Raw genomic sequence first — 19,757 nt, 5'->3', positions numbered from 1 at the left:
TAGATGGAACGCGGAATGCTTGGAAACTGGCACGTTCCGTGCGGAGTAGGGGAAAAGCTGGAGATAACTTCAAATGCTTACCTATTACTAACGGTCAGTCTAATGAGATAACTAAAGGAGTGTTTTTTTCGTGGAAAATCAATATACAATTATTTACGATATAGATCATCACAGGGATGCTAGAATTAAAACAAATGGAGACGGTCAAGAACTCGAATTCACATTTATGGTTCCAGCCGTTTCAGTTCCTCATTTCTTTGAGTTGCTATTACAACTATGGACTGGAAAAGTGAACAAAGCTGAAATAAACGGTTACGGTTTTGCAGTGACATATTATTTAACGGTGGAAGAGAAAAACCTATGTGTTGAAACTCTCATTCCTAGCGATGATGGTTGTAAACCTATTTTTAGCAATTACAAATTTGACTTTGAGAGATTTGCTAAAGCATTAGCTAAAGCATTTTCTGAATATCTCCACGAACAAAAGAACAAAGGATTATATCCTCTTAATCCTCTTGAAGTTGATGAATACTGTCATCACTTATCGAATGAAGTAATTGAAAACTATGAAAAATTCTCGACCATCATCAACGAGAGTGAATTGAATATGATTAGACCAGTAGAGGAGAGAAAAGGTAATACTTTGTTAGATGATGTACTTGCGATTTACCTTTTAAAATCCGAAAAGGAAGGTATAGAATTTCTCCTAAAAAACGATTACAAAAAAGTAAATGGTTTAGGTTATCACGTTGTATCATTCCACGGAGAAGGTCTAGAAGAAACAGTGTTACAAACTGTATTTGACGATTCAGACGATGCCGTAAATTGTATGGAGTTACTGGTGCAAAGCTTAGATAATGGTCACGGTAGAGATATATTAGGTATTTAAAAGAATGGTAATTTTCACTTAAACTAACAGGTACTTTAGCAAAGAGGAAATCAAATTAAAATGAGCTTGAAGAAGATCTTCCAGCTCATTTTTTTATCTTAAATCAACCTCTAACTTTAACATAGCCTTATTAAATAATGCTTTGAATTGGAATGGGGTTTCAGAAACATCTCACATGATATTGACAATTAATTAAAATAGGCCTTGTTAAAGAAAAGAGTAGCATTGGGCTACTCTTTTATGTATAAACTATTATTTTTGGCTTAAGGCAATTTTTAAACCTATAAGTGTAAACAAAGACCCTTGAATAATGTTGATCTTTTTAGATAATGACCTATTCTTGCGTAAGAAGACACCAACTTTTCCAGCAAACATACTAATTAAAGTAAAGATTATTAAAGTTTGAATCAGAAATAGAATACCATAGACAAGCATTTGTATCGAAACGTTTCCATTTTCATAATTAATAAATTGTGGGAAGAATGCCAGGAAAAATAAAGAAACTTTTGGATTTAAAAGATTCATTATTATTCCTTTCTGGTATAAAGATTTGTAGTCTAAAGAGTCCTCGATGTTGAGATTTAAACCTGAATCTTTTTCTGTAAATGACTTATATGCTAAGAATAACAAATATGCTGCACCTGCATATTTTACTATTGAAAATGCTAATGCTGATTGATATATGATTGCTGAAATTCCGAGCGTTGCAGTAATAATATGGACCAATAATCCTGTGCAGAGCCCAAGCGTAGTAAAAATTCCTGCTTTTTTACCTTTTGCTATACTCTGTGCCAAAGTGAACAAATTATCTGGTCCTGGCATAACGGTAAGAACTATAGCTGCCCCCAAAAAAGAGATTACAGATAAAAATTCCACATCTATCCCTCCAATCATTATTTGTGGTTAATTTTAACACAAAGTATAAAAATACAAGCATCTACCTCAATTTAAATGCGACATATATTCAAATGCGGTTGTTCCATAGATGCTTTTAAAGTGTTTGTTTAAATGAGTTAAATCAACAAAACCACAGGCAGCAACCGCTGAATAAATATCTCTATTTTGCTCTATCAACTTCTTAGCACGTTCTATCTTGCAGTTAAGAAAATATTGGTATGGCGTAATTCCAGTATGGGCCTTGAAAGACCTAATAAACTGGAACTTCGATACATGAAGCTCTTTACATATTTCATCGAGTTTCAGTACTTTATCCAAGTTGGTATGAAGCATGTCCTTCGCATTTTTAATGAAAGAATCTTCTCTCTTATAGTCGGTAGAAAAATCAGTTTGAATTAGGTTATCGGTTAGTGATAAGAATAATTCATTACACATAGCCTCATCTTTTCCCCTTAATATGGCCTGGGAAAGATTTAATATATTTTGTTTAATTTGATTGTCATACACAATGGGTGTTGAAAAACGTGTGATGTCCTTTTTTTGGGTGGCTTCTAAAATCATTTCGGGTTCAATATATAGCATCACATAATCAATACCTGACTCATCATATGCCATTCCATCATGTGTTTGCTCTGGATTAAAAAGCATAACCCCGTTTGGAGAGGATGATTGCAAACTACCATTCAAGTGATACTGTTGAATACCCCGTAATGTTACCCCTATTGCATACTCTTTGTGAGCGTGTTTTTTGTATGTAAAATCAGTCATACTAGCAGATAACGCGGTAATACCAGCCGATTTTTTATAGATAAATTTGTCCATTTTATTCACCCCTTAAAACGTTCCCCTATATCCAGATCATGATGGTAGCATAAACCAAACTTAATGCCATTATCACATTCACTATCTTTTTATGTTTTTGTAAAAACTGCCTGAAGAGTGCACCGAAAAGAACCCAAGTCGTAAATGCTAAAAATCCAATAATCATTATAACTATAACATTTATTGTCACTGCTTGCGTGTCGCTATAGTAAGGTAAAACAAAACTAGGAATGACAGTCAGTGTAAATAGAACAACCTTCGGATTTAAAAATTGCATAAGAAAGCCTGAGATAAAAGTGCCTGTTTTTTTATCACTGGGATCTGAAGAATCCATTTTGTAAATTTGGTAAGCGAGATATAACATATAAATGGTTCCTATCATCTGCATACCTATTAAAATTTTAGGTATAAACGTTACAAGCACTGTATTCAACATAGCAGAAATACCAAGTAATAGACCAAAAGCAATCGTTGCTCCATATGTATATTCCATTGCCTTTTTGAACCCGTAATTATGCACGGTGGATAATATGACGATATTAGTAGGACCAGGTGTAAAGGTAACGATAAAACAGTATAGTAAAAAAGATGTAATGTTCATGAGGACACTCCTTTCAAGTCTTCTTATGAATGTTACATCTTTCTATTTAAAGGTATATAGTACGTTATTGCAGAATCATTAGAAGAATCCATTTGCATCCTGGTATTGGCAAGCATTCGATACTTATACAGTTTGGTTTTCAATAAAGGCACAGGTGGGATGATCTCATTTGTGTTTTTTTGTCGTTGACTCTAGGTTAAATCAACTCAAATAAAGACTTCGAATTGCGGATGCAATGTTTTAAATTACGAATTATTTTATCCATAGTTACAAGCAGAATAGTCCGTTGAATTTACAAAGATATTAAACAATCTATGAAAAGGTTAAAATTTTTCTTGTTAAATCGTAATTGTTACGATATAATTCAAAACGTAATAATTACGATTTATAAAATACGATAAGAAAAGAGACGGTTATTATGAACTATATTAAAAGAAATAAGAGGCACAGCTCAGCTGTTAATAAGAGCTCATCTGCATTTAAAGGAAATCAAATACTTAAAATAGCTATCTTCTTGATATGTGTCTACTTGTTGAGTGCCTGTACAGAATCCTCTAATGGGACAAAAGAAGAAAATGTAACAGACAAGCATATCCATTTTCTTTATAATTTTTCGACTAATTCTTTAGATCCTCATGTTGATTCGAGTTATATTCCGTTAAGAGCTGGCATCACCGAAACACTGGTGCGTTTGGATGAAGAAAATCTAACTGTCGCACCATGGCTTGCTGAAAGCTGGGAAGGAGAAGATGGTCAGCATTGGACGATTAAGCTCCGTGAAGATGTTACATTTCATAACGGTAAAAAAATGGATGCTGTAGCGGTAAAAGCTTCTCTTGACCGAGCGTTGAAAGAAAGTGTAGCCATACAAAACGCTTTAAAAATAGACAAAGTGGAAGCAGATGGATACATATTACATATTTCAACAAAGGAACCTTTTCCAGAGTTTATTTCTGAACTAGTGAATCCAAATGTTTCAATTATTGACGTGACAGAAGAGGACATTGTCAATAAACCAGTCGGTACAGGTCCTTTTGTATTGAAGTCATTCTCCCCAGGAAGCAAATTAGAGCTTGGACGTTTTGATGATTATTGGGATGGAGCTACAAACCTCGATTCAGTGACATTTTCCTTTAATGAGGATGCCAATGCAAGGTCGCTTGCACTAAAGTCTGGACAGGTTGATATTGTATATCGTCCAGAGGTAGAGAGTCTGGAATCTTTAAAAGCACTTGATGGAATAGAAGTCGAATCCACTGCGACATTCCGTGTACATCAAATGACTATGAATATGGAACGTGAAAGTTTACAGGATATTCACGTTCGACATGCAGTTGATGCATTGATTGATCGCCAAAAAATTGTGGATAATATTCTGTTAGGTTACGCTGAGCCGGCTGTTAGTCCATTTTTACCATCATTGCCTTTTGCCCCAACTTATGAGAAGAGTGAAACTGGAGCGGATATAGCGATTAAGTACCTAGAGGAAGCAGGGTATTCCCTCAAAGATGGGAAAATGCAGAAAGATGGAGAACAGCTTAAATTTACCCTTTTAACTTACAGTGCTCGAGCAGATTTGCCTTTAATAGCTCAAGTCTTTCAATCGGATGCTAAGCAAATCGGAGTTGATGTAGAAATTCGTCAAATCGATATTCCAGAAGAATACATGGCATCTAACCGGGATTGGGATTTGGCGACGTATAGCAATCTAACAGCTCCACGAGGGGATGCAGGCTATTATTTAAATGCAACATACCATCCTACAGGTGCGCTTAACTTTAGTGGTTCTCATGAGCCTGAACTAACTGCAATTATTGATAAGCTCAATCAAACTGTCCATCAAGAAGAGCGAGCTGTACTTGCAGAGCAGGCGGCTACTTACGTTCATGACAACGTGATCAATTCATTTGTCTTGCATCCATCTACTATTGTTGCTTATAACGAAAACAAAGTTGAAAATTGGGTCACAACAAGAAGCGAATATTACATGATTACTAATCAGTTGGATGTGAAGTAGATGCTGCGGATTCTCGCGCGAAAATTTTTAGAAATATTTATTTTTATGTTGTTTATTACATTTATCAGTTTTTTAGTTGTTCGTCTTGCACCTGGAGATCCTGTGTTAACCATCTTAAATGTTGACGAACTTTCTGTTAGTCAGGAGCAAGTGGATGCATTAAGAGAAGAGATGGGATTTAATAAGCCATTGCTCGTCCAGTATGGGCTTTGGCTCTTAAAATTTATCAAGCTAGATTTCGGTGTATCCTATGTCACTGGTCAACCTGTAATCGATATGATTTTAACGGGCTTGCCTGCGACTATGGAATTAACTGTTGGTGCATTGCTCGTCATGCTGGTTATATCGATTCCTCTAGGATCTTTATCTGCCCTTTACCGAAATAGCTGGATTGATCAATTAGGGAGGACCGTTTCAGTTCTTGGTGCAGCTATCCCAAGTTTTTGGCTGGGTCTTATTCTTATCGAACTATTCGGTGTCCGTGTTAACTGGCTTCCGACGATGGGGAGAAATGGGGTCGCTTCATTAATTTTACCTTCATTGACAATTGGGCTAGCTATTTCAAGTGTCTATGTTCGTTTACTTCGATCTAGCCTTCTAGATTCGCTTAGTCAGGAGTTTATCCGAGCAGCAAGAGCCCGTGGATTGTCAGAAAAGCGTATTTTTTTAGTGCATGCATTTCGACATAGCCTCCCACCTGTTATTACAGTTTTTGGAGTCAGTTTAGGAAGTCTGATTGGCGGGGTTATAGTAATTGAAGTATTGTTTGCATATCCAGGAATAGGAAAACTTGTCGTTGATGCCATACGTCAACGCGATTATCCACTCATACAGGGGTACATTTTAATCATGGCGATTATTGTTTTTGTTGTAAATACATGTGTGGATTTGTCCTACAGATATTTAAATCCTGAATTGAAACTGAAAGAAAGGGGGAACGATCGATGAATGGATTATTTTTGCGTATGCCTAAAACGAAAAAGAATAGTTGGACAGGTCTAGCGGGTTTAATATGCTTGATTTTAATCTTACTAGTTGCCATATATACTTTTTTCTATTTGGGACATGATCCAAACTTAACAAACCTAGATGAGCGTCTTCTAGGGATGAGCCTCCAACACCCATTTGGTACCGATCAACTTGGCAGGGATGTTCTGACTAGGTTACTGATAGGTGCTCAGCAGACAATAGGCTATAGTTTGCTTGCGCTTATTGCAGCGCTAATTATTGGTGTCCCTTTTGGTCTTATTTCTGGATATAAACGTGGATTAGTTGATCGCGTATTTATGCGTACTGCCGATGGGTTTTTAGCCTTTCCAGATACTATTGTGGCAATTGTTCTAAGTGGTTTACTTGGACCAGGGATTGGTAATTTGGTATTTGCGATTATCATGGTGAAGTGGGTGAGTTATGCTCGTCTTGTACGCAGTACGGTTTTAACGGAATCACAAAAAGAATATGTACTGGTTGCCCGTACTAATGGACTTGCTCCTACAAAAATTATACGTAAACATTTATTACCTCATATCTTAGGACATGTTCTAGTACTTGCAAGCCTCGACCTTGGCAAAATTATTTTGCTTATTTCAGCTTTTTCCTACATTGGGCTTGGTGTGCAGCCCCCGACTCCTGAATGGGGAGCAATGCTAAATGAATCACGCCCATATTTTCAGTCGAGACCTGAACTAATGATATATCCAGGCTTAGCAATAGTGATGGTTGTGTTATTAACTAACATGGCAGGCGATTATTTACGTGATCATTTTGATGTGAAGAAAGAGGTGGAACAGTGAGTTTATCGATTGAGCAAGTTTCCATTAGTAGTAGAGGAAAGAAAGTTGTTGATAATGTGTCACTATCCATTGAAAAAGGTGAATGGTTTGCACTGGTTGGACAAAGTGGAAGTGGAAAAAGCTTACTTTCACAAGCAATAGGACAAATGCTTCCTACAAATTTGCAGGTGGAAGGGAATATTTATTTTAAAGGAGAAGATTTGCTATCCCTATTACCAAAGCAAATTCAAACAATTCGTGGGCGAAGTTTGTCCTATGTTTTCCAAGACTATCAAGGCTCTTTTACACCTTTTAGAACTATTGGCCAACATCTTGATGAATATCAAAAAGCCCACGGGATTGAGAATGCCAAAGATAGAAAAAAAGAGTCAATTAATTCTCTTGAATCAGTTGGACTAGATGAAAATTTGTACAATAGATATCCTTTTCAGTTAAGTGGGGGACAACTTCAGCGGGTATCAATTGCCATAGCTCTTTTACTATCCCCTGATTTATTGATTGCAGATGAAATAACAACCGCACTTGACAGCGTATCAGGACATCGTATTTTAGAGTTGCTTGCAAAAAAACAACAGGAAACAGGTTGTGCAATCCTATTCATCACACATGATTGGAGACATGTGAGACGCTATGCTACCCGTTTAGCTGTAATGAAGGAAGGGCGTATTGTTGAATCAGGAGGGAAACACCGTATACTCGATCATCCAAAGCATGAGTATACTAAACAGTTAATTGAAGCTGCCCCTATACTGGGTCAAGGTTTACCATCGGGCTTACAGGAGGTGGGGAAAGGATGAGTCTTCTAACAATTAAAGACCTAACCAAATATTATCAGGGCGGGAAAGTAGCGGTTGATCAGGTTTCATTTAAACTGAACAAGGGTGAGTGTCTTGGTCTCGTCGGTGAGAGTGGTTGTGGTAAAAGTACGTTAGCTCGTTGCTTGCTACGGATTGAACCGATTGACAGTGGTTCCATATATTTTGGAAAAGAAGCAATTGAACATCTGGATGAACGTCATCTCCGTTCTTACCGGAAAAAGATGCAAATAGTGTTTCAAAATCCTTCAGCTGCTTTAAATCCAAAGTTAAAAGTAAAGGATTCGCTAATTGACCCTTATGCCCAGTATAACAAGGAACTTAACCTTAGCCATTTTACCTTCACATCAAAGGATGCCTTTGTAAAACAACTTCTTGAAGCTGTTGAGCTGCCGTCTCATTTATCAAATAAATACCCGCATGAGTTAAGTGGAGGACAGAGACAGCGTGTAACGATTGCTCGTGCGATAAGCATTGAACCGGAGCTTATTGTTTTAGATGAACCAACCGCAAGCCTGGATGTAATCTCTCAGAGGGCGGTGCTTAACTTATTAACGGAGCTTCACCAAACTTTAAATCTCTCTTATTTATTTATTTCACATGACCTTGCTGCAGTTAGTCAAATGTGCCAGCGCATTCTAGTAATGAAAGAAGGTCGTCTTGTTGATCAATTTAAGAGCGAACAATTATTTAGTAACGAACGTCACCCATATACAAAAGAACTGATTTCAATTTTTTAGATAATGGTTGAAATTGATGAATTTAATTAGAAAAGATTAAGTGGTGATCACCACTTATAAAATAGTTATGGAGTTGTATTGATGAATCACCGAACCTATCTTGCTCTAGCAATTCCTCTTACTATTTCTACTATAACAACACCTTTACTTGGGGTGGTAGATATGGCTGTTGTGGGCCAGTTACCAAATCCAGCTTATATCGGAGGCGTGGCAATTGGTACAATTATTTTTAATACACTGTATTGGTTATTTGGCTTTTTAAGAGTTAGTACATCAGGTTTTGCAGCTCAAGCAGAAGGGGCAAATGACGAGCGGCAACAATTATTTGCACTTATTAGGCCGTTGTTTATAGCTTTAGTGGTAGGAATAAGCTTTCTTCAATTCTAAATTTGGCCCTTACCTTTATTAGCCCTAAATCTGCTGTTTTTGAGTACGCATCTGACTATTTCTCCGTAAGGATTTGGGGAGCACCATTTGCGCTAATGAATTATGTCTTCATGGGTTGGTTAGTTGGACGAGCCCGTGTAAAGTTATCATTAACACTTCAGATACTTATGAATCTTATTAACATTATACTTGCTGTCTTGTTTGTTAAAGTTTTTTTATGGGGTGTATCTGGTGTAGCATGGGCTACACTTATTGCTGAAATAGCAACAGTTATTTTGAGTGTAATCATTATATTAAAATTACTGCCACAACCATTTAAATTCCCTTCAATAAGAGAAATTATGAATCCAGAACCTTTAAAAAAGATGGTGAACATGAATCGAGATTTAATGATTAGGACCTTCTGTTTGCTTGTCGTTTTCAATTTATTTACAGCAAAGGGAGCCACTTATGGAACAGAAATATTAGCTGCTAATGCTGTACTAATTCAAATCCACTACATGATGGCTTATACCTTTGATGGCTTAGCGAATGCTTCTAGTATTTACGTTGGGAAAGCGATAGGTTCAAATGATAGGGATCTATACAAGAAAACATTATCATTATCTTGGCAATGGGCCATTATTACATCCCTTCTTATTACTGTGGTATTTTATTTATGTAAGGGTCTAGTCATTCCACTCTTTACTCAATCACAGAGCATCATTGAGTTAACTTCTACTTATGAACAATGGATTTTGCTGTTTCCCATAAGTGCGAGCTTTGGTCTTGTTCTTTATGGAGTGTTTACTGGTGCGACGGAGGCTAAACCAATTAGGAATTCAATGCTTTATGCCTTAGGTATCTTTCTCTTAGTGTTATATATATCCGTACCTACTCTTCAAAATCATGGGTTGTGGTTGGCCTTCATTTTGTTTAGTTTAGGTCGATCTATTTTTTTAGCTTTGTATATCCCTTCATTAAATCGTAGGCTTTTTCCCTCTAAAATAAATTAATATAGAAATTAAAAAGCTAACGTAGAGAATACTCGCCCTTTTTAGGATGTAAAATACATAAAAAAAGTAATAATCATATGTTGAATTGCTTAAATTTTCTGTAATACATATACTTAAAAGTGATTAGCTTAATTTAAACAATATATTATGATGAAGATTGAAAATATATTTGTATAAGGAGAAAAGCAATGTTACAATCACTGATTTTTGATATGGATGGAACTCTATTTCAAACAGATAAAATTCTAGAATTATCGTTAGATGATACTTTTAACCATTTGCGTTCATTAAATAAGTGGGATTCAATAACTCCTATTGAGAAATATCGAGAGATTATGGGTGTACCTTTACCAAAAGTATGGGAAGCGTTGTTACCTAATCATTCTATTGAAGTAAGAGAGCAAGTGGATGCTTATTTTCTAGAAAGATTAACGGCAAACATAAAAAGCGGAAAAGGAGCTTTATATCCTAACGTAAAGGAAGTTTTCCGTTATCTAAAAGAAAATAATTATTCCATCTACATAGCAAGTAATGGTTTAACAGAATACTTAAAAGCAATTGTACATTATTATAATTTGGATAATTGGGTTACGGAGACATTTAGTATTCAACAAATACAGACGCTTGATAAAGGTGATTTAGTTAAAACAATTATCGAAAAATATGATATAAAAAAAGCTGCGGTAGTTGGAGATCGTTTATCTGATATCAATGCGGCGAAAAATAATGAGTTAATTGCAATTGGCTGTAATTTTGATTTTGCACAAGAAGATGAACTAGCACAGGCTGATTTTGTCATAGATGATTTGATAGAATTAAAAACAATTGTACATAAATTATAAAAAGTTTTAAGAACTAATGTGGGGAGCCGTAGTATTTATGGCTCCCCATCATTTTTTACGAATCGAAAAAAGCTGTAAATTGTTTCTTCGTGAACCTATAAATGCCGACATTTTCACTAAAATAATTCCAACATTTTATTCTTCATTCATTAATAGAAATTTTAAGGGGATAATACTGAAGATTTGACTAATTTAAACTTTTTCAACCGCAAAAAAACTTGTTGAATAATTATGCGCAAGGGTCTATATTGTATACATGCTAAAAAAACAGTCAAAGACGGACGAGATATTTCTACTACTAGTACGAGTAGATATCGTTCAGCTCTTTGTTAACTAATAGAATAACTTATGGAAAAGTGAAGGTGAACAGTTTGAGTAACTGGTTAGAATTATATGATCAAATGGGAGATTATCTAGCACCAAGTATGGCAAAGGATCATCCAAATATACCGATCGTGAAAGAAGAAGGCTGTTATTACTATGGTGCAGACGGTAAAACGTATTTAGATTTTACCTCTGGGATTGCGGTAGCTAATACCGGGCATCGTCATCCAAAAGTGGTACAAAGTATTAAGGATGCGGCGGATCAGCTTGTACATGGTCCATCTGGAGTTATTATGTACGAATCTATTTTACAGCTTTCCAAAAATCTAGGCGATGTTCTGCCAGGTAACTTAGATTGCTTTTTCTTTGCAAATAGTGGAACCGAAGCAATTGAAGGAGCATTAAAACTTGCGAAATTCGTAACAGAACGTCCGTATGTTGTATCCTTTACTGGTTGTTTTCACGGTCGTTCTCTAGGGGCTTTAGGTGTGACCACATCTAAAAGTAAATATCGTAAATTTTTACAGCCATCGCATCTGTCTTATCAAATTCCGTATGCAGACGTAAAAGGTTGTCCAACAGGAGTGGATCCTGAAATTTACTGTGTAGAACAGCTAGAAAAAGATTTTTCACGTCTATTCAAACACCAAGTGACACCAGAAGAAGTTGCTTGTGTCATTTTAGAGCCAGTGCTTGGAGAAGGTGGGTATATCATCCCTCCGAAGGCATGGGTAAAGAAAATTCGAGAAATATGTGATGAGCATGGTATCTTATTAATTTTTGATGAGGTGCAAACAGGTTTCGGTCGTACAGGTGAATGGTTTGCAGCACAATACTTTGGCGTAACACCAGACATCATGGCAATCGCAAAAGGTATCGCATCTGGTCTACCATTAAGTGCGACAGTCGCTTCAAAAGAATTAATGAAAAAATGGCCACTCGGCATGCATGGTACTACATTTGGTGGTAATCCAATTGCATGTTCAGTAGCTTTAACGACTTTAGAAATACTTCACGAGGAAAATCTTGTGGAAAACTCAAAAGTAGTTGGAGCATATGCAGCAGAACAGTTAAAGAAAATGCAAGCAAAATATCCTATTATAAGCGATATCCGTTCTGTCGGTTTAATGATCGGAATTGAAATTTCCAATCCGGAAACTGGCAAGGTTGATGGACAAGCTGTTATGGAAATTCTAGATTATGCATTAGAAGAAGGCGTGTTGTTCTACTTATGCGGGAATGAAGGGGAAGTTATTCGAATGATTCCTCCTTTAACCATTACAAAAGAACAAATAGATGACGGTTTAGGAATGCTTGAAAAGGCTATTAACCGTTATATGGAGGAGAAATAATAATGAAAAACAAATTATTTATGCTTATGCTAGTATTAGTAATCGCTGTATTAGCAGCTTGTGGCACAAAGTCACAAAACGATAAATCATCCGGTAGTGAAGGAACAACAGAGGGTAAAGAAGTATTAGTAATGGGTACATCGGCAGACTATCCGCCATTCGAATTTGTTGACACAGCAAAAGGGGAAGAAATTATTGGATTTGATATCGACCTTGCAAATTTAATAGGGGAAAAATTAGGGTTTGAAGTGAAAATTGAAAACATTGATTTCAATGGTTTAATCCCAGCAATACAAGCAGGAAAAGTAGACTTCGTTTTAGCAGGTATGAGTCCAAACCCAGAGCGTGACAAAGTAGTAGACTTCTCAGAACCTTACAATGAAACACAACAAATGGTTGTTACGAAAAAAGATAGTGGCATTAAAACGGTAGAGGATTTAGCTGGTAAAACAGTTGGTGCCCAAGTTTCTTCTATTCAAGAAGATCTTGCAAAAGAAGTGGCAAAAACGGTTGATTTAAAAGTGGAAAGCCGTAATTTAATCCCAGAAGTAGTACAAGAATTAATGACAAAACGTTTTGATGCAGCAATTATTGAAGATATCGTAGCTGAAAACTATGTAAAGCGAAATCCAGATTTAACTTATTTCCCAGTTGCAGTGGATGATATTGACTATAAAGCAGCCGTATTCCCAGAAGGAAGCGAATTAAAAGCGCAATTTGACCAAGCAATTAAAGAATTAATCGATAGCGGGAAAATTGAAGAATTAAGACAGAAATGGTTTGTGGTTGAAGCTGAATAAGTTCAACTCATTTAAATAGTTCGAATAGAAAGGAGGGCAACGATATGTTAGATTTTAATGCAGTCGTTCCCTCTATTCCTTATATATTAAAGGGAATAGGTGTCACGCTTCAGATTGTGTTGGGAGCAACTATAATGGGTATGGTGCTAGGTATTTTACTGGCACTTTGCAAAATCGGAAAAGTTACAGTACTACGAATCATTGCAGATTTTTATACATCCATTTTCCGTGGAACTCCGCTCGTTTTACAATTAATGATTATTTACTATGCTATTCCTCAGCTTTTTGATATTAATATTGATCCGATGCCAGCAGCTATTCTTGCATTTGGTTTAAACTCTGGAGCGTATATTTCAGAAATCATTCGTGGCGGTATTAATGCGGTCGATAAAGGTCAGCAAGAAGCATCACTTGCATTAGGTATTCCCTATGCCAAAATGATGAAGGATATTATCTTACCGCAGGCGATGAAAAATATTATGCCAGCATTAATGAATGAATTTATCACATTAAATAAGGAATCAGCTATTGTAACGGTAATCGGTGCTTTAGATATTATGCGCCGAGCTTATGTAGTAGGTGGTTCGAATTATCATTATTTAGAGGCCTTAATGATTGCTGGTGTGATTTATTACATTATGACGCTCATTTTAACATTCCTTGGTAAAAAGCTAGAAAAGAGGATGAGTAGAAGTGATTAAAGTAGAGAACTTGCACAAATCATTTGGTAAAAATGAAGTGCTAAAAGGCATTTCAACAGAAATCAAAGAAAAAGAAGTAATTGCAATCATTGGTCCCTCTGGCTCCGGTAAGTCTACATTTTTACGCTGTATAAACTTATTAGAAGAGCCAACGAATGGTGTCATTACAATCGGCAAAGATATTGTAACGGACAAGCGCACAAACATTATGAAAGTACGTGAAAATGTAGGAATGGTATTTCAGCATTTCTACTTATTCCCGCATAAGACAGTGCTTGAGAATATTACGTATGCTCCAAGAAATGTACAAGGTATTTCGAAAACAGAAGCGAATGCAAAAGCAGATGAGTTACTACGTCAGGTTGGTCTTTATGAGAAACGTGATGCTTATCCGAATCGTTTATCAGGTGGACAAAAGCAACGTGTAGCGATTGCCCGTGCACTAGCGATGAATCCTTCTGTCATGTTATTTGACGAGCCAACGTCAGCACTTGATCCAGAGATGGTAAAAGAAGTTCTTGCGGTAATGAAGTCGCTTGCTGATTCGGGAATGACAATGATCATTGTCACGCATGAAATGAACTTTGCACGTGAAGTAGCAGATCGTATATTATTCTTAGATGGCGGCCAGCTTGTAGAAGATACGCCACCGGCACAGTTTTTCACAGAGCCAAAGTCGGCTCGTGCGAAAGAGTTTTTAGAGAAAATTTTATAGTAGATATTGAGCAATCCCTTTTGATGAAGGGGTTGCTTTTTGTTGTTTAGAAAACTAAATGGGAGCTACCGCTTGGATTTCCGCTATAATCTAATTGCGCGCATCCAGTAAATGGTTTAGAGCAACCAAACTATCATTGAAAGCAACCAATTCTTAGAATAACAAGTTTACTTGGTGTGAGACGAATATGACATTGACTGGTTTTTGTGAACGTTGCGCAAATGCTATATAATGTTGCGCGTTTAAAAAGAAACGTTGCGCATTTGCCTTTCAATGTTGCGAGTATCGCTTGATATGTTGCGCATTTATAAATGGACCTTTAACGGTATGAAAAGCAGATGCTTGTTTTGATTTAGACATTCCATGCCTAATAAAATATTTTACACAAATTTCTAAAATTTGAAACTGATTGATGTATTTACACGTAGAATAGAAAGTAAGAGCCTGGTGAAGGAGGAAATAAAAACTGGCTACTTTAAAAATGACTACAGTTCTCTCTTTTAAAATTTTGGTTTATTTAATTTTTGGTTTTATTCTAACGAATAATTTATTGCGAGTAATTTATGAGAGCTTTGACATTCCTTACACTGGGGATGTTTGGGTTAATTGGTTTGGGGTTTCATTCTTATTGTATTTTTTTTATATAATGATACGTGTATTAATCATTAAAAATAATCAGGAGCGATATATCGAACGCTTAAGCTCTATTATTTTTTGGTTACTTTTCTTTATTTCAATTTATGTCGTATACATTCCTTTCATCAAAGGAGAAAACCCGTTTTAGTTGGAAAGGCGTGTGGAATATGCAGTGGGTAGCAATTATTTTAATTTATATTCTTTTAATTATAAGTAGTCTAATGCTAGAACGATTTATTAAAAAGAAATTTCATCTTCCAAAAAAGTATAAAGCTAATAAAAGTTATACTAACAATCAAACTTATTTAGAGGTTATTCTGGTCATTATCGCTGTAATTGGTTGTGTATTGGCAAGTATTTCGAGATACGAGAATGGAGATTATCATCCTCTTAATCCAATTCCGATGTATTTATGGCTTTCGTTATATCTGCTTGTTTTGTTTGGGTTCAGAGGTTTATTGGCAAGACGTTATGCGAAAGAATCGAATGAACACTATTATCATTTCACTTTTGCCGTTTGGATGCCGATTCTGCTCGTACTTGCTTTTCTTACGACAAATCATTTACTTGTATAACTTAATGAGAGGAAGGATGAAGGAATGAAAGAAAAACCAAAAAAGAAAGACGGATTTTTTAAAGATAACATGGTAGAAATTTTTGACTCGGTCATAATAGAAGTGATTTGGAACTTAATTACTTTCATCCCGAGGATGTTAATTCGAGTGTGGCGGTTCTTTGATTAGCTAAAGTGATGTGACTGGATAATGAATAATTGGCTGTATACTTTCTATTTCGTAGTGCTTGGAGTGATTTCCTTTGTAACGGGGGAAATTGTCACTTTTGTGATGCTAGGACTTATTTTGATTAGCCTAACGAATATACATTCTACGTTGAAGGAAATGTTAAAAATGAATAAAGAAAAAGGAGATTATTAATGGCTCGTAGTAAAAGAGTTAAAGCCATTTTACTTCTACTAATCATGATTTTTATGATAATAGGCTGCGCTAAAAAAGAGGATGAAGCTTTTTTAGAAAAGGTGAAAGGGACTGGTTTTGCGTATAGTGAATATTTTAAGTCAGTAGATGAACTAGATAAAAGAAAAAAGATCACATATTATACACCTTTACCAATCGACGAACTGGTGAGTATTGCACCTAATTCCATTAAAAATGCTGTTCATCCTATTGACCCTCGAAAATTGCCTTTCGAAGTAAATGAGCAAACAGCATATGTAGTAACAGCAGAAGATGAAAGTGGAAATACACAAAATCAAGTCCAGCTTACGTATATCCATAAAGATGACTACAATCAATCTGAAGAATTTTATATCATCACGGTTACAGAGCTCAATGAAAATCCACTGGATAAATATGATTTTTCTAAACAACAAACCGACACAGTAGGTAACGAGTTAAGAAAAGAAATATTAAAAGATGATATCCCGATTTTTCACCAAGTAATTACAACGGATGGTGCCCTAGCTTATAGATATTATTCGTATGATGAGAAGCAAAATCAAGTATCAACCGTAGTTACCTCAGCAAATGAATTATATACATATTATAAGGGCCATCTTTATCATGTAGGGTATTTAACTGAGAACAAAAATTCAAAGGAAATTCAAGAGGAAATACTTCAACTAACTAGAGAGTTTATTTTAGGAATATAGTTAACGGTAGTGCTAATATTTAATGGAACGTATGTATGGTATAATAAAAAGATAATAGATAGGTAGCTCAAGGGTGGTCGGCACACTCCTATGAAAGGGGTGATGTCTGTGTCAGTATTCGAAGCATTAATGTTCGCAGTAGCTTTTGCAACATTGATTGTAGTAATTCTGTCATTTAACCAGAAAAAATAACCCATCCTTGAGTTGAGAGCTCGATGGGTTATTCCCTGTCAATGGCCAATCCCCCTTGAAGGGAACCTACTATTATATTCGGTTGTTTGATGTTAGCGCATCAAACAACCTTTTTTATTTTACTCTGATGTTACCTTTAGTATACGTTTGAATTTTTTATTTTTCAAGTAATCAAATTGCATGAGATAAAATGGATTTTATTTTTAACAAAATGAAATTATTATGCAAGTAGACTCGTTAGTATAGATGAGTGATCAAAACGAGACATGCGCATGGTCGTTTTAGCAAGGAGGCCAATATGGAAGAAGAGCTGCAGTGGATCCAGGAAGTGCTATCTGGAAATAAACAAGCATATGCACACATTATTAATAAATATAAAAATAGGTTATATGCAACGATATTACGAATGACAAGAAATCCACAAAATGCCCAAGATTTAGTACAGGAAGCATTTATCAAAGTGTATCACCAATTAAATAAATATGATCAAAAAGGTTCGTTTTCTAGTTGGATCTATAGAGTGGCGATCAATCATTGTATGGATGAATTTCGTAAAAAAAGCTACAAGATAAAGCAAGTGGAAATAAATGAAGAGAAGATTGTGAACACCAACCATCCAGAAGTTGTATTTTTGAAAAAAGAGAAAAGCAGACAGCTAGAAAGACTTATTGCAACTCTACCAGAAGATGAGCGGATGATTATTCTTCTCCGATATGTAAATGAACTAAGCTATAACGAAATAAGTGAACTAATTGAAATTCCTCTCTCCGATGTACGTAATAAACTGCATCGAGCGAAGAAAAAAATGAGAGACACAGTAAAACGCGAAGGAGGCTATTTTTATGAATTGTCCGAAGGAAGATAACCTTTCGCAGTACGTTGATAACTTACTAACAGAACAAGAACATTTCCAAATAGACCAACATTTAAAAACTTGTGATTCGTGTACAAGTATTGTTCATCTATTTAAAGAGGAAGACCAATTTTTAAAAGATAGCTTACAATCACCAACATTATCGGATGATTTTGCATCTATTGTCTTGGATCAACTGGAGCCATACAAGGAGAAAGAAATACGAAGAAACAGCCATACGGTCAAACGCATTTTAATTTTAGCAGCGGGGATTTTATTGGCACTTAGTTTAACTGCTGCTGTTAACCCTACCTTTGCTCAATTTATAGGCGGTTTGTTTAGTACCAAACAGGTAGATGAAGGATTGCAGATGGCATCAGAAGATGGGCTAGGTAACAGGCTTGATTTGGAAGTAACGGATCAGAATCTTACTTTCAAAGTTGAAGATATAATCGTAGATTCTTCACGAGTAGCATTGTCTCTTCAAGTAATTAATGAAAATGGCATAGCGGAGCGACCAAATATATCTAATAATGGCAATACCATTTCTGTTACTGGTTATAATGGAAATTACAATTATAGTATGGGTTATAGAATCGATAGCGGATTGGATTATAATTCTTTTCAAGTGTTTATTAGTGATGAACCAGGATTAGAAAAGGTAACGATTCATTTTCATCTAGTTGAGTTAAATGGCAAGCAGGGGAATTGGGAGTTAGAAATACCAGTAGTAGTAGCAGATAAAGAGAAAGGGACAGAAAAGGTTCATTTAAATAATGCTACCCAAAATATTGATGGAGTGGAGGTTTATTTAAAAGAAATACAATATGCTCCTACTTCTAATACGTTATTGTATGAGACAGCTTATCAAACTTCTGAACTGGTGGAAGTGGAAGAAAAGCTAAAGTATTTAAAAGAAGAATTTGGATATGACGTAAGTGAGCTACTCAATTTTGGAACGTCTATTAAATATTATATAGAAAATGAAGAGAAGAAAGTTATTCTGAAGTTTTCACCTTTTACCGATAAAGAACCAATGGACGATAAGTTGATTATGAGTTCTGCTAAAGGCAGAGGAAAATTAGGTCATGCAGCATGGAAAGAATCATTTGTCCCAGAAAAAGTAGAAAGCAAACTAACCTTTGTCTTGGATGGTGTGTATAAAGTTGTTCCCACTAATTTCTCGGTTAAGTTCAATCCCGCCAAAATAGAGGACAATCCCGTGTCATTTGAATATATGGGTAATGCAGTAACAATTAAGAAAGCGAAACTACAGAATGCTGTAAGTGCAGATGACTCAGCTTTTTTTGAAATTGAAATGGAGGTGAGTCAAGAAAGCAATGCAGCAGTATTAGGTAATTGGGTGTTGAAGGGCGATACTGAAAGGGCTTATAGAATAGATAATGAAACTACTGAAAATGGAAGTGAAAATTTAAAGCGAACCATCTATTTCAAAACTAATGGATTAGCTGAAGTACCGGATGAAATGTCCTTACATCTGCTTACTGCAACTAGTTTTTATGAGCTAGAGGACAAGTGGAGAATTCCATTATATGAATAGAACAATAATTAAAGGTAGTCAGAAATAAAAATTCCTCATCTATTAATTTTGTAGACAGAAGACATCGTTTCAACACAAAATAAGAGGCATCATAAGTAACGTGCGATTTTCGAGTGCTATTTGCGATTCTTAAAAGGTATCTTGCGATTTCCGAAA

19 protein-coding genes and 1 pseudogene are annotated in these 19,757 nt (G+C 35.7%); 17 read left to right on the top strand and 3 right to left on the bottom strand.

Translation table 11 applies throughout. The annotated features are described in order from the left end of the window. Window positions 1–130: 130 nt before the first annotated feature. Entirely contained in the window at window positions 131–889 is a 759-nt protein-coding gene (locus ACIP9W_RS11425; protein WP_400789340.1) for a hypothetical protein, read from the top strand. A gap of 252 nt (window positions 890–1,141) precedes the next feature. On the opposite strand, the gene ACIP9W_RS11420 is transcribed toward ACIP9W_RS11425, so the two are convergent. From ACIP9W_RS11420 to ACIP9W_RS11410, 3 genes are read right to left on the bottom strand one after another with little or no spacing between them, the layout of a single operon-like run. Then, window positions 1,142–1,783 carry a LysE family translocator gene (locus tag ACIP9W_RS11420; protein WP_400789337.1) on the bottom strand — a complete coding sequence of 214 codons (642 nt, stop codon included), beginning with the start codon at window positions 1,781–1,783 and terminating at the stop codon, window positions 1,142–1,144. 48 nt (window positions 1,784–1,831) lie between these two features. Further along, on the bottom strand, window positions 1,832–2,608 hold the full coding sequence (locus ACIP9W_RS11415) for an AraC family transcriptional regulator (protein ID WP_400789335.1): 777 nt from the start codon (window positions 2,606–2,608) through the stop codon (window positions 1,832–1,834). Between the two features lie 25 nt (window positions 2,609–2,633). Further along, window positions 2,634–3,209, bottom strand: coding sequence for a LysE family translocator (locus ACIP9W_RS11410; RefSeq protein WP_400789332.1), 576 nt, complete (start codon window positions 3,207–3,209; stop codon window positions 2,634–2,636). Between the two features lie 418 nt (window positions 3,210–3,627). Here ACIP9W_RS11410 and nikA point away from each other — a divergent pair, with 418 nt between their 5' ends. From nikA to ACIP9W_RS11330, 16 genes and pseudogenes are all read left to right on the top strand, one after another. After that, window positions 3,628–5,226: a nickel ABC transporter substrate-binding protein gene (gene nikA, locus ACIP9W_RS11405; protein WP_400789327.1), complete on the top strand. Its 1,599-nt coding sequence runs from the start codon at window positions 3,628–3,630 to the stop codon at window positions 5,224–5,226. Further along, complete coding sequence (gene nikB / locus ACIP9W_RS11400; protein WP_400789324.1) at window positions 5,227–6,174, top strand: nickel ABC transporter permease; 948 nt, start codon at window positions 5,227–5,229, stop codon at window positions 6,172–6,174. Next, complete coding sequence (gene nikC, locus ACIP9W_RS11395) at window positions 6,171–7,019, top strand: nickel transporter permease (protein WP_400789322.1); 849 nt, start codon at window positions 6,171–6,173, stop codon at window positions 7,017–7,019. The genes nikB and nikC overlap by 4 nt, the downstream gene beginning before the upstream one ends. After that, window positions 7,016–7,816: an ABC transporter ATP-binding protein gene (locus ACIP9W_RS11390; protein WP_400789319.1), complete on the top strand. Its 801-nt coding sequence runs from the start codon at window positions 7,016–7,018 to the stop codon at window positions 7,814–7,816. The genes nikC and ACIP9W_RS11390 overlap by 4 nt, the downstream gene beginning before the upstream one ends. Then, window positions 7,813–8,574 carry an ABC transporter ATP-binding protein gene (locus tag ACIP9W_RS11385; RefSeq protein WP_400789317.1) on the top strand — a complete coding sequence of 254 codons (762 nt, stop codon included), beginning with the start codon at window positions 7,813–7,815 and terminating at the stop codon, window positions 8,572–8,574. Before ACIP9W_RS11390 ends, ACIP9W_RS11385 begins: the two co-directional genes overlap by 4 nt. Before the next feature lie 81 nt (window positions 8,575–8,655). Continuing rightward, window positions 8,656–9,956, top strand: a pseudogene (locus ACIP9W_RS11380) (MATE family efflux transporter). Between the two features lie 188 nt (window positions 9,957–10,144). Further along, on the top strand, window positions 10,145–10,798 hold the full coding sequence (locus ACIP9W_RS11375) for an HAD family hydrolase (protein ID WP_400789315.1): 654 nt from the start codon (window positions 10,145–10,147) through the stop codon (window positions 10,796–10,798). Between the two features lie 371 nt (window positions 10,799–11,169). Continuing rightward, window positions 11,170–12,474 carry an aspartate aminotransferase family protein gene (locus tag ACIP9W_RS11370; RefSeq protein ID WP_400789312.1) on the top strand — a complete coding sequence of 435 codons (1,305 nt, stop codon included), beginning with the start codon at window positions 11,170–11,172 and terminating at the stop codon, window positions 12,472–12,474. A gap of 2 nt (window positions 12,475–12,476) precedes the next feature. Beyond that, a complete protein-coding gene (locus tag ACIP9W_RS11365) occupies window positions 12,477–13,274 on the top strand; it encodes a transporter substrate-binding domain-containing protein (RefSeq protein WP_400789310.1) in 798 nt (265 codons plus the stop codon). A 44-nt stretch (window positions 13,275–13,318) separates the two neighbouring features. Further along, window positions 13,319–13,975, top strand: coding sequence for an amino acid ABC transporter permease (locus tag ACIP9W_RS11360; protein ID WP_142540714.1), 657 nt, complete (start codon window positions 13,319–13,321; stop codon window positions 13,973–13,975). Further along, complete coding sequence (locus ACIP9W_RS11355; protein WP_400789308.1) at window positions 13,968–14,690, top strand: amino acid ABC transporter ATP-binding protein; 723 nt, start codon at window positions 13,968–13,970, stop codon at window positions 14,688–14,690. Before ACIP9W_RS11360 ends, ACIP9W_RS11355 begins: the two co-directional genes overlap by 8 nt. Before the next feature lie 803 nt (window positions 14,691–15,493). Further along, the gene (locus tag ACIP9W_RS11350; RefSeq protein WP_400789305.1) at window positions 15,494–15,901 is read left to right on the top strand and encodes a DUF4181 domain-containing protein; all 408 of its coding nucleotides are present in this window, start codon (window positions 15,494–15,496) and stop codon (window positions 15,899–15,901) included. Between the two features lie 189 nt (window positions 15,902–16,090). Further along, window positions 16,091–16,261 carry a hypothetical protein gene (locus tag ACIP9W_RS11345; RefSeq protein ID WP_400789303.1) on the top strand — a complete coding sequence of 57 codons (171 nt, stop codon included), beginning with the start codon at window positions 16,091–16,093 and terminating at the stop codon, window positions 16,259–16,261. Beyond that, window positions 16,261–16,995 carry a hypothetical protein gene (locus ACIP9W_RS11340; RefSeq protein WP_400789301.1) on the top strand — a complete coding sequence of 245 codons (735 nt, stop codon included), beginning with the start codon at window positions 16,261–16,263 and terminating at the stop codon, window positions 16,993–16,995. Before ACIP9W_RS11345 ends, ACIP9W_RS11340 begins: the two co-directional genes overlap by 1 nt. 490 nt (window positions 16,996–17,485) lie before the next feature. Then, on the top strand, window positions 17,486–18,052 hold the full coding sequence (locus ACIP9W_RS11335; RefSeq protein ID WP_400789299.1) for an RNA polymerase sigma factor: 567 nt from the start codon (window positions 17,486–17,488) through the stop codon (window positions 18,050–18,052). Continuing rightward, the gene (locus ACIP9W_RS11330; protein ID WP_400789297.1) at window positions 18,030–19,601 is read left to right on the top strand and encodes a DUF4179 domain-containing protein; all 1,572 of its coding nucleotides are present in this window, start codon (window positions 18,030–18,032) and stop codon (window positions 19,599–19,601) included. Before ACIP9W_RS11335 ends, ACIP9W_RS11330 begins: the two co-directional genes overlap by 23 nt. The last annotated feature ends 156 nt before the right edge of the window (window positions 19,602–19,757 follow it).

Source organism: Psychrobacillus sp. NPDC093180, assembly GCF_044754065.1.
Lineage (GTDB): Bacteria > Bacillota > Bacilli > Bacillales_A > Planococcaceae > Psychrobacillus.
This window is presented reverse-complemented; position numbering and strand designations above follow the sequence as displayed.